16 protein-coding genes and 2 pseudogenes are annotated in these 16,247 nt (G+C 71.7%); 9 read left to right on the forward strand and 9 right to left on the reverse strand.

Features of this window, described 5'->3' with window-relative positions:
* The first annotated feature begins 65 nt into the window (after positions 1–65).
* A complete protein-coding gene (locus ACZ43N_RS14490; RefSeq protein ID WP_468097576.1) occupies positions 66–1,289 on the forward strand; it encodes an MFS transporter in 1,224 nt (407 codons plus the stop codon).
* Positions 1,290–1,299: 10 nt separating this feature from the next.
* Here ACZ43N_RS14490 and ACZ43N_RS14495 read toward each other — a convergent pair whose 3' ends face one another.
* Positions 1,300–2,103, reverse strand: a complete 804-nt coding sequence (locus ACZ43N_RS14495; protein WP_468097578.1) for a VOC family protein — start codon at positions 2,101–2,103, stop codon at positions 1,300–1,302.
* A gap of 76 nt (positions 2,104–2,179) precedes the next feature.
* Positions 2,180–3,334 carry a hypothetical protein gene (locus ACZ43N_RS14500; RefSeq protein ID WP_468097580.1) on the reverse strand — a complete coding sequence of 385 codons (1,155 nt, stop codon included), beginning with the start codon at positions 3,332–3,334 and terminating at the stop codon, positions 2,180–2,182.
* A 180-nt stretch (positions 3,335–3,514) separates the two neighbouring features.
* On the opposite strand from ACZ43N_RS14500, the gene ACZ43N_RS14505 reads away from it, so the two are divergent.
* Positions 3,515–4,078 carry a hypothetical protein gene (locus ACZ43N_RS14505; protein WP_468097582.1) on the forward strand — a complete coding sequence of 188 codons (564 nt, stop codon included), beginning with the start codon at positions 3,515–3,517 and terminating at the stop codon, positions 4,076–4,078.
* Positions 4,079–4,606: 528 nt separating this feature from the next.
* On the opposite strand, the gene ACZ43N_RS14510 is transcribed toward ACZ43N_RS14505, so the two are convergent.
* The 3 genes from ACZ43N_RS14510 to ACZ43N_RS14520 all read right to left on the reverse strand — a co-directional run bounded on the left by ACZ43N_RS14510 (position 4,607) and on the right by ACZ43N_RS14520 (position 6,595).
* Positions 4,607–5,170 carry a snapalysin family zinc-dependent metalloprotease gene (locus ACZ43N_RS14510; RefSeq protein WP_468097584.1) on the reverse strand — a complete coding sequence of 188 codons (564 nt, stop codon included), beginning with the start codon at positions 5,168–5,170 and terminating at the stop codon, positions 4,607–4,609.
* Positions 5,171–5,309: 139 nt separating this feature from the next.
* Positions 5,310–6,050 (reverse strand): restriction endonuclease, encoded by a 741-nt coding sequence (locus tag ACZ43N_RS14515; RefSeq protein ID WP_468097586.1) that lies wholly within the window; start codon positions 6,048–6,050, stop codon positions 5,310–5,312.
* 101 nt (positions 6,051–6,151) lie between these two features.
* On the reverse strand, positions 6,152–6,595 hold the full coding sequence (locus tag ACZ43N_RS14520) for a hypothetical protein (protein WP_468097587.1): 444 nt from the start codon (positions 6,593–6,595) through the stop codon (positions 6,152–6,154).
* A 581-nt stretch (positions 6,596–7,176) separates the two neighbouring features.
* Here ACZ43N_RS14520 and ACZ43N_RS14525 point away from each other — a divergent pair.
* On the forward strand, positions 7,177–8,094 hold the full coding sequence (locus tag ACZ43N_RS14525) for a nuclear transport factor 2 family protein (RefSeq protein WP_468097588.1): 918 nt from the start codon (positions 7,177–7,179) through the stop codon (positions 8,092–8,094).
* A 72-nt stretch (positions 8,095–8,166) separates the two neighbouring features.
* Here ACZ43N_RS14525 and ACZ43N_RS14530 read toward each other — a convergent pair.
* Positions 8,167–8,735: pseudogene (locus ACZ43N_RS14530) on the reverse strand (AMIN-like domain-containing (lipo)protein).
* A gap of 120 nt (positions 8,736–8,855) precedes the next feature.
* On the reverse strand, positions 8,856–9,701 hold the full coding sequence (locus ACZ43N_RS14535; RefSeq protein ID WP_468097590.1) for an SDR family oxidoreductase: 846 nt from the start codon (positions 9,699–9,701) through the stop codon (positions 8,856–8,858).
* Between the two features lie 148 nt (positions 9,702–9,849).
* On the opposite strand from ACZ43N_RS14535, the gene ACZ43N_RS14540 reads away from it, so the two are divergent.
* Positions 9,850–10,242 carry a winged helix-turn-helix transcriptional regulator gene (locus ACZ43N_RS14540; RefSeq protein ID WP_468097591.1) on the forward strand — a complete coding sequence of 131 codons (393 nt, stop codon included), beginning with the start codon at positions 9,850–9,852 and terminating at the stop codon, positions 10,240–10,242.
* 1 nt (position 10,243) lies between these two features.
* On the opposite strand, the gene ACZ43N_RS14545 is transcribed toward ACZ43N_RS14540, so the two are convergent.
* The gene (locus tag ACZ43N_RS14545; RefSeq protein WP_468097593.1) at positions 10,244–12,331 is read right to left on the reverse strand and encodes a SpoIIE family protein phosphatase; all 2,088 of its coding nucleotides are present in this window, start codon (positions 12,329–12,331) and stop codon (positions 10,244–10,246) included.
* Positions 12,332–12,503: 172 nt separating this feature from the next.
* Between ACZ43N_RS14545 and ACZ43N_RS14550 the strand changes: the two genes are divergently transcribed.
* From ACZ43N_RS14550 to ACZ43N_RS14570, 5 genes and pseudogenes are all read left to right on the forward strand, one after another.
* Entirely contained in the window at positions 12,504–12,635 is a 132-nt protein-coding gene (locus ACZ43N_RS14550) for a hypothetical protein (RefSeq protein WP_468097594.1), read from the forward strand.
* 57 nt (positions 12,636–12,692) lie between these two features.
* Positions 12,693–12,767, forward strand: a pseudogene (locus ACZ43N_RS14555) (YunG family protein); the annotation flags it as partial.
* A 348-nt stretch (positions 12,768–13,115) separates the two neighbouring features.
* On the forward strand, positions 13,116–14,108 hold the full coding sequence (gene dhaK / locus ACZ43N_RS14560; RefSeq protein WP_468097596.1) for a dihydroxyacetone kinase subunit DhaK: 993 nt from the start codon (positions 13,116–13,118) through the stop codon (positions 14,106–14,108).
* A gap of 93 nt (positions 14,109–14,201) precedes the next feature.
* On the forward strand, positions 14,202–14,810 hold the full coding sequence (gene dhaL, locus ACZ43N_RS14565; protein ID WP_468097598.1) for a dihydroxyacetone kinase subunit DhaL: 609 nt from the start codon (positions 14,202–14,204) through the stop codon (positions 14,808–14,810).
* Positions 14,803–15,213 (forward strand): PTS-dependent dihydroxyacetone kinase phosphotransferase subunit DhaM, encoded by a 411-nt coding sequence (locus tag ACZ43N_RS14570; RefSeq protein ID WP_468097600.1) that lies wholly within the window; start codon positions 14,803–14,805, stop codon positions 15,211–15,213. Before dhaL ends, ACZ43N_RS14570 begins: the two co-directional genes overlap by 8 nt.
* Positions 15,214–15,388: 175 nt before the next feature.
* Here ACZ43N_RS14570 and ACZ43N_RS14575 read toward each other — a convergent pair whose 3' ends face one another.
* Positions 15,389–16,072, reverse strand: a complete 684-nt coding sequence (locus ACZ43N_RS14575) for a glycoside hydrolase family 75 protein (RefSeq protein ID WP_468097602.1) — start codon at positions 16,070–16,072, stop codon at positions 15,389–15,391.
* Positions 16,073–16,247: the final 175 nt, after the last annotated feature.

Raw genomic sequence — 16,247 nt, forward strand, 5'->3', positions numbered from 1 at the left:
CACGGTGCGCCGCGGCTCAATCAAACGGAGTTGTACGTTCTTTATATTCTGTACATAATCTGCTCGTGACCGAGCCTCTGCGCCGCAACCGCGACTTCGTCCTGCTCTGGAGCGCCACCCTGGCTTCGACGCTGGGCTCCCAGGTCGCCTCCGTCGCCTATCCCCTGCTGGCTCTCGAACTGACCGGCTCGGCCGTCCAGGCCGGTCTGATCGGCTCCGCCTCGATGGCCGCCGGCATCGCGCTGCGTCTGCCCGCGGGCGCCCTGGTCGACCGCTGGGACCGGCGACGCACGATGCTCATCTGCGATGCCGTACGCGCCGCTCTCGTCGCCGCCACCGTCACCGGTTCGCTGCGGGGGTGGCTGGACTGGCGGATGCTGCTGGGCGCGGCGGTGATCAGCGGCGCCTGCGGGGTGTTCTTCGAGCCGGCGGAGACCCCGCTGCTGCGGCACGTGGTCCCCGCCGAGCACCTGCCCCGGGCTCTCGCGCACAACGAGGCACGCCAGTACGGAGCCACGATCGCCGGACCTCCGCTGGGCGGCCTGCTGTTCAACCTGGGGCGAACGGTCCCCCTCGCCGGAGAGCTCCTGACCTACCTGCTGTCCTTCGCCGCGGTTCTCGCCGTCAGGTCCCCGGCCCACGTCGCCACGGCCGGGGACCGGTCGCACACGCTCGTGCGCGACATCGCCGACGGCCTGCGCTGGACCTGGCGGCAGCGGTTCCTGCGCGTCCTGCTGGTGACGGCTGCGGGGTTCGGTCTCGTGTTCTCGGCGCTGACCTTCACCTCGATCGTCGCCGCCCGGCAGAGCGGCGCCACACCGGCCGATGTCGGCCTGATGATGGCGATCACGGGCGCGGGGGGCCTGCTGGGCGCGCTGGCCGCTCCCCGGTTGCAACGTCGAGGTCCCACGCCCGTGGTGCTGGCGATGTTCTGGGTCGCCGCCGCGGCCGTTCCCGCGATGGCCGTCCATCCCGTCGCCTGGACCCTCGGACCGCTGCTGGCCGTGGCCTTCTTCCTGGCTCCGGCGGCGAACGCGATTCTGTACACCTACCAGATGACCATCACGCCCGACCGCTTGCAGGGCCGGGTGATCAGCAGCCTCGCCCTCATCGGCAGCGCGGTCACTCCTGTCGGGCCCCTGGCGTCGGGACTGATCCTGGACCGCTGGGGCGTGACGGCCGCCCTGCTGTCGATCGCGGCCGTCATGGCGGCCGTGGCCCTGGGGGCGACCTGGAGCCGCACCATCCGGCACCTGCCGCCGCTGGACGAGGCCAGGGCCGTACGCTGAGCCGAACCGCTCAGCCGGGGGCCGGGGCGAGTACCACGAAGTCCGCGTTCGACGGGTCGAGGCAGACGGCGAGCCTGCCGACGCCCTCGGCGTCCTCCGGCCCCATCTGCACACTGCCGCCGTTCTCGGTGACCTTGGCGACCGCCGCGTCGCAGTCGTCGACGGCGAAGACCGGGTGCCAGTACGGCCGCCCGTCCGCCAGGGCGAGATCCCCCGTGGCGACCTCCATCAGGCCGCCCTGCATGCGTTCGTCGGGAAGCCCGTCGGGCGTGATGAGGGTGTACGTGCCTGCACCGCCCGGCATCTCCATCTCACCGAACCGCCAGCCGAACACCTCGCCGTAGAACGCCTTGGCTGCCGCGGCGTCGCTGGTGTACAGCTCGGTCCACGACAGCGAGCCGGTCTCGTCCGCCAGTTCGAAGCCCGCGTTGTTCCCTGGTTGCCAGACGGCGAACTGGCCTCCCAGCGGGTCGCTGTACTGGGCCATCCGGCCCCAGTCGCCGAGGTCCCTCGGCGCCACCCGCACCGTGCCGCCCGCGCGCTCCACCGTCCGGGTCACGGCGTCCGCGTCGGTCACGGCGTAGTAGATCATCCAGGCGGAGCGGGCACCCTCCTCGGTGAGCTTGCCGAGTCCGGCGACGACCTTGCCGTCCTTCCGGAACATGCCGCCCTCCATGTCCTCCCCCTCCGCCTCCCCCATGGGCTCGTACTCCCAGCCGAGCACCGCCCCGTAGAAGGCCGCGGCGGCCCCGACGTCGGGGGCACCGAGGTCGAGCCAGCAGGGGGAGCCCGGCGTGAGGTCAGTGGTGATCACGGCACGTTCCTTTCTGACGTCCTTGGGACTCACCCTGACACCCGGCACCGGCGAGCGCGCGTCGGCGCCACCGTGGTCACTGCTTGTGGCGCCGCCACTTGTGCCCACCGTCGCCGGAGATCCACAGCCCTTCGCCCTTCACCAGGTCGTACGACGATGTCGCCGCGTCGGCGATGCCGTAGAGCGTCGTGCCCTCGACGGTGAAGGACGTGAACTTCGCAGGGGTCCTCAGCTTGCGGAAGGTGCCGTTCGTGCGGTCGGTGGCGAGCCAGTAGCGGCCGCCCGCCTCGCCGACGAGCACCCGCCCGTCCGCGAGGACCTCCAGAACCAGCCGCTCGGGGCCGACCGTCAGCTTCTTCCAGGGAATTCCGCCCTTGAGGACCTTCCGCCAGCGCTTGCCGTCGTCCGCGGTCACCAGCAGGCCGCGCACGCGCTCGTCCACGCCCTCGTTACCGGCCCGAGTGAGTGAGAGGACCGCGGTGCCGCCGCGCGCTGCGACGTCACCCGCCGCGTACGGCTTCGGCACGGCCTCGGAACCGACGGTGCGTCCTTCGCGCTGCCACACGACGCGGTGGGGCTCTTCCGTCAGGGGCTGGACGAGGTTCCAGGCGGTGCCCCGCTCGTCGAGAGCGACATGGACGGCACGGTCGGGAGCACCGGCCAGCGGCGCCACCGTGCGCGTGGCGGGCCGGTGGACGAGGTTCGCCTCCCGTTCGGTGAGCAGGACGTCGCCGGCGCGGCTGCCCAACGGTGTCCCGGTGGTGACGACCTTGTACCGCTTCCCCCGTACGTCGAGGCCGTACGCCTGCCCCGCCCCCTCCCCCGGTACCCGCACGAAGCCGACGCGCGCCCCCTTGAACCGGACCCTCGCCGCCTCCATGGTCGTGTGGTCCGCGTGCTCGGCCACCGTACGGCCGTCGCGGTCGACGATGCGCCAGGCGGTGGCGGCCGGCCCCTCGTCGTCCTCGACGTTGCGGAGGTCGTACACGAGGAGCATCGAGCCGTTGTCCGCGCGGGCCACGCCGCTCGGTGCGCCCGCCGCCCAGATGACGTCGGCGGGGGCCGGGTGGGGATCGCGCAGAATGCGCTTGTACTTCGCCTCTCGGTCCCCCGACGGCCGGACGCCGGAGGCTTCCGGAGCACCGGCGGTGAGCGTCAGCACCGTTCCCACGGTGACCGCGGTGGCCACGAGTCCGACCGTTCGCCCACCACGCTTCCAGAGCCATGTCATGTTCACATCCTCGCATCGACCTGCGGCCGTCCGGGCAAGGACAAGTTCCTTGCCGCGCAGGCCATTTGGCTGTCCCGGGCCGTCCCCGTGCGACGTCCTCCGATGAGCGGAAGCAGGGCCGGCCCCGGTGCCTGCGAAGATGTCGTACGCACGGGTGGTTCATGGGGAGGCTGGTGGCCGTTGAGGACTCTGGTGAAGGACGCCGTCGTGGAGACACTGCGTCGCGAGGGCGGCGACATCGTCCGTCCGTACGTGGCGGCTTGCGCCGAGCGGATGGCACCGCTGTTCGTGGGGTTGCAGGCCGCGGACGGCGCGGACCGGGGAGCCGACCTGGACCTCTACGTGGAGTCCGTGCGCCGTCTGTGGTGTGTGGAGCGCCCGTTGGCCGACGCCCCCGAGCGCGTCCGCGCCGTGGAGCGGTTCCCCGAGCTTCAACCGCGCGACGGGGAGATCTCCGGTGTCGCCGACACCTACGTGTTCTCCGCCGCGCTCGTCCTGCGCTACGCCTTGCTGGCCCACCGATCCGGCCGCGTGCGGGACGCGGTGTCCTGCGGCCACATGGCGCTGACCGCCATGGGACTGCTGGACCAGAACATGGAAGGCACCGCCTTCCGCGAGGAGGAGGAGCGGCTCCAACTCCTGTCGGTGTCCGGTGATGTCACGGGTCTGTGGGAGGCGAGCGTCGCAGCGGGGCGGGAACGGTTCCGTGCCGTACTGAGCCGCACCGCACACCGTTCCGCGTGAGGGCCCCGACGCGGTTCCGGCTGAGGGCCGGGGACCTCTTTCCGGCTGAGGGACGAGCACGCCTTCTTGCGGCGCGGCTGCAGTGAGTCGATGGTGGCGGTGTGTGTTCACCTCGGCAGACGCCCGCGGGGGAGGGAGGTGCCCCGCCACAGCCTCCTTCGACCGCGGACCGGTTCCGAGCCGGACGCGTCTCGGAACCGGCCATCGCGCTCGGCCACCCGGTCCCGCACCGAGCCACCCGCACGCCCGGGTGCGAGCGCCGCGCGCCATCGACGCCGCGGCTCGTCGGCAGAACCAACAAGGCCGGCAGGGCCCGTCACACGCATGCCGACCCGTCGGCCGACGCACGGCCGAAGGAGTGGGGCGAGAGCCCACGGGGCCGCCCAGCAACCGTCGAGGCACTCGGTCTCGGGCCCGGGCGAGGTGTGGCCGCCGCCTTCTGGGCTCCGCCCCTTCCGCGACCGCGTCCCCATGAACCGCGACTCGCCGCAGCACGCCGTGCGGTTCCACCCGTGTGCGATGCGCGCGTCAGTCCACGATGACCCTCGCCGGCTCCGCCGGGGCCCGTCCGGCGGGGCCGCCACCGAAGTTCTCCTCGACCTCCGCCTTCTCCACGGCGTTCGGATACGGGTTCGTGCAGGCGGTGCCCGCGCTGGATCCGGACATCAGGCTTGAGCACGGACCCGGCTTGCGATCGGGGAGGCCCAGGATGTGCCCGAGTTCATGGGCGGAGATGCGGATCGTGTTGTAGCCCTGTTCGACGGCTTGGCGGCCCATGTAGACGGTTCCGCTGCCCAGGGAGGTGGTCATGGCGCGCGGCCAGCCGTTGTCCGCCATGACCCGGATGTTCGCGCGTTGTCCGGCGGCGGCCGGACGCAGTTCGACGGCGTCGACGCTCTCGTTCCAGATCGCCGCGCCCCGGTCGACCGCGCTCCTGAACTCGGCGGAGCCGCTGGCGTCGTAGGTGAGAACGCGGGCGGCGAAGGGGGCGTCAGTCGCGGCGGAGGGAGCGGCCACGGCCTGGCCGCCCGCCAGGGACAAGGACACCACCATGGCCGCGGCGAGGCCGCCGGCCAGTGTACGGATGTGCATGTTCGACCTCCTTGTGGGGGAAGGTAGTCGTGCTCATGACATTCTGAGAGTCACTGCCCGGCGGCGGCGGGGGCGAATCCGTCAATCCGAGGTGGCCCCCGGTCGGATGCATCCGCGCCCTACCCCTCGGCTTGAACGGCTACCCCGATACACAGCCCTTCGGGGCCGCTTCCCAAGGACGCGGGCCGGTGCCGTCCGTCCAAGCCCGGAGAGCCTCCCGGTCCACGCACACGATCCCGCACTGGTCGGCGTACTCCACCGCCGGCGCGGTGAAGTCGCTGGTGGTGACCAGCACGGCGACGTCGGCCTCGTGGACCGTGAAGCACGTGCCGCCGAAGCGCTGGAGGTCCTGGGAGCCGACCCGGTGCGATTCACCGTACTGCTTGCACTGGATGACGAGGCGACGCCCGTCGGGCGTCACCGCCACGACATCGGCGCCCAGGTCCCCGGCCCCTCCGACGACGTCGACGTCGGAGCAACCGTCCCGCTCGCAGAGGGCGGCGATCGCCCCTTCGAACTCCTCCGGTGTCAGGGAGTCGTAGCCGGGGTCGACCTCGACGGCCGGGCGCTGAGGGGGAATCATGCCGGCCTCCAGTTCGTCGGCCGCCTCCTTCGCCGCCTCGTCGAGCGCCGCCGCGGCCCGGCGCGCCGCCCGCGCCACATGCAGCCGGCGTCGCAGGCCCACAAGGCCCGCGACGCCCAGGACGACCAGCACGAACACCCAGCCCGGACGCCGCTCGACAGCACCGGCCACCATGCGGGCCACCAGACCCAGCGCGCTCAGGAGCACGGCGAGGATGACGAAGAACAAGGCAGTTGAGCGAAGGTCGAACCGGTGTCGGCGGCGCGCAGCCGACGTACGACGCGCGGGTACTGTCACGCCATGCCCCCTTGGGAACCAATGGAAAGATCACTCCCCACCGTCTGCCCAAGATCGGGACCTTCACCGTCCGAGCCGCCCGCACCACCCGCGCCGAACCCTCAACGCCACCGCCAGGCAGCCGCAGAGTGATGGTCGTACCGCATGCCCGCTGCCGTGCACGATGCCGACAGATGCGGGAGGCCGGACGGGCGTGAGGTGGGCACGGCGACGGCGCCCGCGAGCAGGGCGGCCAGGACGACGGCGACGAAGGGACTGACGCCCCGGTCGACGAGGAGGAAGACACCGTACGCGCCGAGACCGATGAAGCCCTGCTGGCCGACCGAGACCAGACCGGCGTAGCCCGCCGGCGCGTTCCACATGGCCGCGACGACGACCAGGACGTACAGCGTGGTCAGCTCCGCGGTCACCTCGGGCGGGAAGACGAAAGGCGCGAACGCCAGGACGAGCAGCAGGGTGGCCAGGGATCCGGAAGCCGCACGGGAGACGGACGTCCACCGGTGGACGGTGGCGGGTGCGGGGGCCACCGGGGCGGCGGTGGTCACGTGCGGCTCCTTCTCACGCCGAGCAGTCCCTGCGGACGGAGTGCCAGGACCGCGAGGAACACCGCGTGTCCGGCCACGAGGGACAAGCGCGGATCGGCCTGCGCGCCGACCGTCTGGGCGACACCGAGCACCATGCCCCCGGCGACGCAGAGTTGGAGACTGCGGAGTCGCGAGGGTGTGGCGGTGACGCTGCTGGGGCGGCCGGAACGGGCGACCGAAGCCGGGGCCGGAGCCGGACCGCGGAAAACACTGGCGGGTTCCTTGGTGTCCCGGTAGGGCCGGGCAGCGGCGAACCGCCACCCGATATCAGGAACTTCGGGCGTCGCCGCCCGGTGACGCGGTGCAGGAGAAGAGCACGTGCCCGTTTCCGTGGCACGGCTGCCACTTCCGGAGGGTCCGGCTCCGGCCTGTCGGCGGGGGTCGTACCCCTGGTCGGCGGAGTGCGTGCCTGCGGGAGCCGGGATGGGATGGACCCGCAGGCCAGGCCCCCGAGGAGCACATCTTGACCGCGTGCCTCGGAGCTCCGGCCCCAAGTGACGCGTCGTCAACCTCCACCGAACGACCATATGCAGGAGTCCCAAGTGAGAAACCGGAAGACTCTGCCCTGGCTTGCCGCCGTGGCCTGTCTCGCGACCGCTTGCAGCAGCACGTCCGCCACCGGCTCGGCCGCCTCGTCGACGACGTCGTCCGCCGCCGGCTCGTCGTCGGCCTCCCAGGAGAAGCGGAACAAGGCGCTTGTGCTGCGGCTGTACTCGGAGGCGTTCAACAAGGACAAGACCGACGTACTGGAGGAGCTCGTCGCCCCCGGCTACGTGCAGCACGAGAAGTCGGTGTCCGGCGGAGCCGACGGGCAGGTCAAGCAGTTCAAGGATCTCAAGGCGAGGATTCCCGGCGCGGTGGCCACCGTCAAGCATGTGGCGGCCGACCGCGACGTGGTGGCGGTGCACTGGCACGCCTCGGCCACCCCGAAGAACGAGGCGACCGGCGAGGCCAGGGTGGACCTGTACCGGGTCAGCGACGGCAGACTGGCCGAGCACTGGGGTATCACGCAGACCGTCCCGGCGAAGACGGCCAGTGGGAACTCGCTGTTCAGCGACGAGTACCGGTACCCGCAGGGGGCACCGGAGCTGTCCGAGGAACAGGAGGAGAAGAACCGGAAGTTCGCGGTCTCCGCGTACCGCAAGCTCTCCGACGGCGACGCCAACGTGATCGACGAGAGTTGGGATCCGCGGTACTACCAGCACAACCCGGCGATCACCAATGGAACGGCCCCGCTGAAGCAGTTCCTGCAGCAGGGCGCACAGGACTCGTCCTCGTCCGGCGGTGCCTCCGACGAAGAGGCCCAGCCCGCCGAGGGCGGCGGGACCCGGTTCGGCAACACCCTCGCCGACGGGGACCTGGTGTGGGTCTTCAGTTCCGACTACGTCGTCGCGGACCTCTTCCGAGTGGTCGACGGAAAGATCATCGAACACTGGGACGTGGCCGCCGACGGGCAGTAGCGGGTACAGGGGCCGGGACCGGGCCGGGACCGCCTGGAAGCGGTGCGCCCGGCGCCGGTCGGCGGCGGTGGCTCACCAGGTGTGGGCCACGTCCACGACGAGACGCCCGTCCAACTGCAGCACCCGGAAGGCAGACGAGCACGCACCCCGAGGCCGAACTGCGTCTGGCCCTCGAAGGAGCCGGCGAACTTCGCGTCCCGGAAGGTGCGGTATCCGGTGAGGTTCACACCCGGCAGAGGCTTCCCCACCCGGCCGGGGTACGTGGGAGCGCCGGAGTCGTAGGCGGGCGCCCTCACGATCACTTCCAGGATGGCGCCGCCGCTGACCGGGATGATGTCGCCGGTCGGGTCCTGGACCAGTCGGTCGACGTAGCGCACGGTGTATCCGAGCTCGTCGGCCGACGCGCCCGGAACGTCGACGACGAACCGGTCGTAGCAGTCGTGGCGACCGGTCCTGGCGTTCGTGATGTACTCGCCCGACGTGCTGGACCAGTCCGTCTTGGCGAGGCTGCCCCAGCCGGTCGGGCACGCGGTGGCCGCCAGCGGAGCGGCGGCCGGGGCGGCCACGCTCGGCACTGCGGCCGCGCCCAGGGCGGCGGTCACCAGGACCGCTGTCACGCATACTGTCCTGCTTCTGATCATCTGGTCCCCCAAGGGCGCGAATGTCCGACATCAGGGGAGACAATCGGGCCGACCGGAAGGTTGCACTCCGCTGGGCGGAAAGCGGGGAGATTCGACCGCCGGTCGCAGGGGACGCGGCGCCTATCGGAAGGCGGCGACATGGCGCCGGGCCCAGTCGCCGAACGTGCGGGGCGGGCGGCCGAGGATCTGCTCGACAGCGGGGCTGATGCGCTGTTCGGCGGGGGTCGGATCACCCAGAATGGCCAGCGTGGTCTCCACCACGGGCTCGGGCATGAACCGGATCATCTCCGCGCGGGCCTCCTCGCGGGTCTGCTCCGTGAACCGGACGGGTTCGCCGAGCGCGTCGGCCACCGCCTCGGCCCGTTGGCGGGGCGTGGTCAGTGCCGGTCCGGTCAACTCGTGGAACCGTCCGGCGTGGTGGTCCTCCCGCAGGGCCGCGGCGGCGACCTCGGCGATGTCGTCGGGGTCGATGACCGGCAGGCCGATGTCGGCGAACGGCGCACTGACGGCCCTTCGGGCGCGGACGGACTCGGCCCAGGCGTAGGCGTTGGAGGCGAAGCCGCCGGGCCGCAGGATCGTCCAGGCCATGCCCGACTGCCGGACGGCGTCCTCGATGGCGCGTGCCGTGTCCCCGTGCGAGGCCGACCCGGGCCGGGTCACGACTCCCTGGGAGGACAGCAGGACGACCCGCTCGACGCCACCGGCCTTGGCGACGTCGAGGATGTCCTGGGGGCTCAGCAGATGTGCGCCGGGGCCGCCGTTCTGCAGGAACAGCGCGTCGGCGCCGGCGAACACGGGCCTCAGGCTCTCGGGGTCGGCCAGGTCGGCCCGCCTGTACGCGACGTTCTCCGGCACGTCGGCGTCCGAGATCCGGCGGGATGTCGCGGTCACCCGCGCACCGGACGCCGCGAGGACCTGCACGAGCGATCGGCCCACGTTGCCGGTTGCCCCCGTCACCACGAACATGAACAACTCCCCTGTCGGTGAAGGATGGTGGTCGCCACCCGAGCGGGCGGGACCGTCGCCCGAGAGCTGTCCCCGGACGACACGGGGACGCTAACACCGTCGGTAAAGTAGGTACCTAGAGGAAAGTGGCTATCCCGAAGGGGTGTTCATGGACGGCAACACCGATGGGGTGGCGGCCACTGCGACGGACCCGGAACTCGCCTGTCCGACCAGCGCGGTCATCGACATCGTGTTCAGCCGATGGACCACGCCCATCCTGTGGACCCTGCACACGGGTGGCCGGCAGCGATTCGTCGAACTGCAACGACAGATCGGCACGATCACTCCGAAGGTGCTGACCCAGCGGCTGCGCCAACTGGAACGCGACGGCATGGTCGTGCGCACGTACCACCCGGAGGTTCCGCCCCGGGTCGAGTACGAGATCACCGACCTGGGCCGCAGCCTGGCCCCCCTCTTCGCGCACCTCGCCGAATGGGCCGCCGGCAACCTGGACAAGGTCGAGCGGGCCCGCCAGGAGTTCGACGCCGATCCACCCCGGTGACTCACCGATGGCCAGTGCTGTGACCGCCGTTCCCGCGCCGGGCGAGGAGCAGTGCCACGTCGTCGTCCGGCTCGGGGGTGAGGGCGCCGACCAGCAGGTCGCAGGTCTCTTCCAGGGGGAGCCAGGTGTCGTCCAGGACGCGCAGCACCTTGTGCAGTCCCGCGTCGACGGACATCGCGTGGCTTTCGACCAGCCCGTCCGTGAACAGAGCGAGCAGCGCCCCATCGGCGAGTTCGTGCTCGCCGACGGTGAAGGGGACACCGCCCACTCCGAGGGGGACTCCGCCGGCGATGTCGAGGAGTTCGGCTTTCCCGTGCGGGCTCACCAGGACCGGCGGCAGATGACCCGCGCGGGAGAGTTCGCATCGGCCGTGGCGGGGGTCGCAGACGACGTAGAGGCAGGTGGCCAGCGTGTCGGAGTCCCCGAGGGAGGCGGTGAGGCCGTCCAGGTGGTGCAGCAGCTCGGCCGGAGGCAGGTCGAGCCGGGCGAGGGCACGGGTGGCCGTGCGGAGCTGGCCCATGATCGCCGCCGCGTGCACCCCCTTGCCCATCACGTCGCCGACGACGAGTCCGACCTTGCCGTCCTTGAGCGGCAGCACGTCGAACCAGTCCCCGCCCACCTCACTGATGGCGGGCAGATAGCGCGAGGCCACCTCCATGCCACCATGCCGCGGGGGTGCCTGGGACAACAGGCTGCGCTGGAGGGTGAGCGCGATGTCGCGTTCCCGTCCGTACAGGCGTGCGTTGTCGATGGAGATGGCGGCGCGCGCGGCCAGCTCGACGGCGAGGGTGAGGTCCTGGTCGTCGAAGGGCCGGGGGTTGACCGTGCGGGACAGGCTGAGGGTGCCCAGTACCTCGCCGCGGGCCATCAGGGGAACGGCCAGATAGGAGTGGACACCGGCGCGCCGCAGGGCCCCGGCCGCCGCGTCGTCCCGGGCGATACGCCGCAGCGCCGCGTCGTCCACCTGCTCCAGCAGGATCGGGCGTGCCTCGCGTACGCACTCGGTGACCATCCGGGACGGGCTGTACAGGGCGGGCTCGCCGACCGGGTCGGCGGCCCCGACCGCGTCGGTGGGGCGGCTCGCCTTGAGGGCGAGGGCCCAGAAGTCGAGGGAACCGTCCGTCCGTGGCGCGGCCGTGCCGCCGGGGTTGACCACGGAGTCGAGGGCGTCCACGGCCGCGAGGTCGGCGAGCTGGGGAACGGCCACAGCCGCCAGCTCCCGCGCCGTCCGGCGCAGGTCGAGGGTCGTCCCGATACGGACGCCGGCGTCGGCGATCACCGCCAGCCGCTCCCGTGCCTGTGCGACCTCGGCGGCCGCCCGCTGCCGCTCGGTGACATCCAGTACGGAGATCGCCAGGCCGAGCACGCGCCCGTTCGGATCCTCGATCCGGTGGTACGACTCCGAGTAGGCGTGGTCCTCCTCGTCGGCGGCCGTGCGGCCGACCGTCTGCTGATCCAGCAGCGGCTCGCCCGTCCGCAGGACGTACCGCATCCGTGACTCGATGGCCTCCACCTCGAGGGCGGGCAGCACCTCGCCGACGCGGCGGCCCAGCACGGCCTCCTCCGGGACGCCGTTGATGCGTTCCAGCGACGGGTTGACCCGCAGCCACCGCAGGTCGGTGTCGAAGACCGCGATCCCCACCGGCGACTGGCTGACCAGGATGTGGGAGAGCGCCAGGTCGCGCTCCAGGTTGCGCACGGTCTCGGCGTCGGTGCCGAGGCCCAGGGCGAAGATGTCACCGTCGGCATCGCGCAGCTGCATGGTGCGGAACTCGACCCGGCGGGTGGAGCCGTCCTTGTGCCGCACCGGGAAGACCCCCGCCCAGCGTGCCCCCGTACGTACGCTTCTGAACAGATCTCGCGCCCGCGTCCGGTTCTCCGGGGCGACGAGCAGTGCGCCCGCGTCCCGGCCCAGTGCTTCCGCGGCGGAGAATCCGAACAATGACTCGGCTTCGGGGCTCCACAGCGCGATCCGGCCGTCGCTGCCCAGGACCAGTGCCGCCACGCGCAGCACGTCGAGCAGCCCGCCGGGCGCAGCGGTGATGCTGTCCTGCCAGCCGCTCCCGGCCCCGGTCTCTCGCTCGGGCATACCGGACACTCCTTCCGGCGGCAGCACGGGAACCCGGTCCCCTGCTGCCGGGCCCCCTGTCAGTCTTACCTCTGACCTTGCGCCACCGCACGCCATCGCCGTCCACGTCGGGTGGGGCGGGCCGGCTCCCTGACTCGACACGTCGGACGAGGTACGGAAACCGGAGGCGCGCATGATGACTGTGTGTGACGACGCCCCGTGGTTCGCCCGCTCCAAGGCGGTCCCCGCTCTCACCGGCACACGCGGGCCCGACATGGACACGATCACACTGGCCGGCGTCGAGAGGGCTCTGCGGTCCGGTTGAGGCGTCGACCCTTGCGTCCCCGAGGACACGAGCAGCGGGCGCCCGGACCAGCCGGCACGCGGTCAGTGCGGGGTGACCGCCTTGGTCGTGAACGATCTCCTCGGCGGCGATCCGGCGTCGCCATCGACCTGACGAGGGAACAGTTCGACCCGAGCGAGGTGGTCGGCCCCGCATCGGTGGCGGTACGGTCCCCGGGGCCGCCCCAGCACTTCCGCCGCACAGCGGCACCCACCCGCCGGCGTCCGAGCACGTGACCCGGGACCCGCTCAGCCTCGATACTTCGCACGGAGACCATTGCCGCCCAACCGGATGCCGGCCGGAGCCGACGACCCGTCACAAAGTCAGCAGCAGGTCAGCGTCAGTACCGCCGGAGTCCGCCTACGATCGCCCAGAAGCGCCAGACCGACCACGAACCATCCCGGACCGACCTGCACGACCACGGTCGGCGGGGGCGGCTGTTCATCTCATCAGGAGGTATCCATGAAGATGCTCATCAACGTCGCGGAGACCGTCGTCGCGGACGCGCTGCGGGGTATGGCTGCCGCTCACCCTGAGCTGACGGTGGATGTGGAGAACCGGGTGGTCGTGCGGCGGGACGCGCCGGTGGCCGGGAAGGTGGCGTTGGTCTCCGGGGGCGGTTCGGGGCACGAGCCGCTGCACGGGGGTTTCGTGGGGCCGGGGATGTTGTCGGCGGCGTGCCCAGGTGAGGTGTTCACGTCGCCCGTGCCGGACCAGATGGTGCGAGCCGCGGCAGCCGTGGACAGCGGCGCCGGGGTGCTGTTCATCGTGAAGAACTACACCGGTGACGTGCTGAACTTCGACATGGCCGCCGAACTCGCGGAGGACGAGGGCATCCAGGTCGCCAAGGTGCTCGTCAACGACGACGTCGCGGTGACCGACAGCCTCTACACCGCCGGGCGGCGCGGCACCGGTGCCACCCTCTTCGTGGAGAAGATCGCCGGCGCCGCCGCCGAGGAGGGGCAGCCCCTGGAGCGAGTCGCGACACTGGCCCGGCAGGTCAATGAGAGCTCCCGCAGTTTCGGTGTGGCGCTCAGTGCCTGTACGACCCCGGCCAAGGGCAGCCCGACCTTCGATCTTCCCGCCGGAGAGCTGGAGTTGGGGGTCGGTATCCACGGGGAGCCGGGCCGGGAGCGGCGCGCCATGATGACCTCGGGCGAGATCGCCGACTTCGCGGTGAACGCCCTCCTCGACGACATGAGCCCGCGCAACCCCGTGCTGCTCCTCGTCAACGGCATGGGCGGCACACCTCTGCTGGAACTGTACGGTTTCAACGCCGAGGTGCAGCGGGCGCTCGGCGAGCGCGGGGTGGCCATCGCCCGCACACTGGTCGGCAACTACGTCACCTCCCTCGACATGGCAGGCGCCTCGGTGACACTGTGTCAGGTCGATGAGGAGACGCTCCGGCTGTACGACGCACCTGTGAAGACTCCGGGGCTGCGCTGGGGGATGTGACCCGTCGGACCCCGCACGGTACGTACGGTACGTGCGGGGGTACGGGCCCCTCCGGTCCAAGCCGCTGACTCTCGTACCAGGCAAGGAGATTCCGTGCTCGACGCCGACTTCTTCCGTCGCTGGATGACGGCCACAGCGGCCTCGGTGGAACGCGAGGCCGAGCGACTCACGGCGCTCGACTCGCCGATCGGGGACGCCGACCACGGCAGCAATCTGCACCGCGGGTTCGCCGCCGTGGTGTCCGTACTGGAGAAGGAGGCGCCGGACACGCCCGGTGCCGTACTCGTGCTGGCGGGGCGTCAGCTGATCTCGACGGTGGGCGGTGCGTCCGGCCCGCTGTACGGCACACTCCTGCGGCGGACCGGCAAGGCGCTCGGGGACGCGGCCGAGGTGAGCGACGCCGAACTCACGACCGCGCTGCGGGCGGGTGTGGACGCGGTGATGACGCTCGGCGGGGCCGCACCGGGCGACAAGACGATGATCGACACGCTGGTCCCGGCCGTCGACGCACTCGACCGGTCCTTCGCCGCGGCACGGGCCGCCGCCGAGGAGGGCGCGCTGGCGACGACGCCGTTGCAGGCCCGCAAGGGACGGGCCAGCTATCTCGGCGAACGGAGCATCGGGCACCAGGACCCCGGTGCCACGTCCGCCGCACTGCTCGTCGCCGCGCTCGCCGACACCGCGGAGGCGTCCCTTGGCTGACGAGAAGCTGGTCGGCATCGTGTTGGTCTCGCACAGCGCCGCCGTCGCCTCCTCGGTCGCCGATTTGGCGCGCGGCCTGGCCGGCGTGGGTGCTGCCGTGCCGGTCGCCCCCGCGGGCGGCACCGAGGACGGCGGGCTCGGCACCAGCGCCGAGTTGATCTCGGCGGCCGCCGCGACCGTGGACCGGGGGGCGGGCGTCGCCGTCCTCACGGACCTCGGCAGTGCCGTGCTCACCGTGAAGGCGCTGCTCGCCGAGGGCGACGAACTCCCCGAGGGCACCCGTCTGGTCGACGCGCCGTTCGTAGAGGGTGCCGTCGCCGCGGTCGTCACCGCCTCCACCGGAGCCGACCTCGCGGCGGTAGCCGCCGCCGCTTCGGAGGCGTACACGTATCGGAAGGAGTGACCGCGACGGGGCCGGTTCGTTCGCGTCGGGGCGGGCCGGCCCCCGAGCCGCACGCTCATCCCTCTCTTCCGTGTGCCAGTCCTCGCACGGCGGCCACACCCGCACGTCTGTGACCGCCGTACCCGGCCCCCCTGACGTAGCCGTCACCTCCTGCTGCCGCGGCCCGGCGCCGCCCTCACGAGCGTACGAACGCGCGGGCCAGTTCCTCGCCCTGTTCGACCGCCGCCTCGTGGTCCTCGATCGGGGAGACTCGGGTGTTCTCGAAGACGATGTACGTGACTCCGGAGGTGGTACCGCCGGTGCTCGGATCGGGGCGGATGCCCAGGCCCTTGGCCGTGGCGTACGAGGCCTCTCCGATGATGTTCCGCGGGCCGGTGTCGCCGACGACGGCGTACTGGACGCGGTCGCCGTAGACGACTGCGGCGATCGAGCCACCCCTGATGTCGTGGTCGCGGGGGTCCCAGATGCGACTCGGGGCGGGGAGAACGATGAACGGCAGGTCGGCGGAGCTGAGGTAGCGGCCGTCGCGCTGCTGGTAGGAGGTCGTGGGCTGGAACCACGGGTCCGCGTTCCGGTTGCAGCGTGTGCTCGGGCGGCCGTCACAGTCGATGTCCATGTCGGCCTTCCAGAACACCGCGCCGTCGGTACCGCAGACCGGGATGACGGCGGGGGCGCCGGCGTCACGGCGGTAGAACCCCTTCGACACCCGGGTGCAGCTCCGGACCTTCGCCAGCAGCTCGGCGGCCGTCACGGCACCCTGACGCTGTATGGACTGCTGCTGTTGGGCCAGGGCAGGCAGGGTGACGGGGGCCAAGAGGGCGGCGCCGGCGGCGGCCAGCGTCAACGACCGGACACGCACGATAAGGGACCCTTCCCTGGGGGACACTGACGGTCACTCATCACCCCAAGGTGAAGGGGCCAGGAGAGGAAGGCCACCGGTGGGGGGCCGGACGGTGCACATCGTCGTCCTCATGAGGCGCGGCCGAGGGCCCGGGCCGGTGCCGGCCCCGGCCGCTCGGCCGCCCTGGCCGGCG

The organism is Streptomyces sp. NPDC030814, assembly GCF_055572155.1.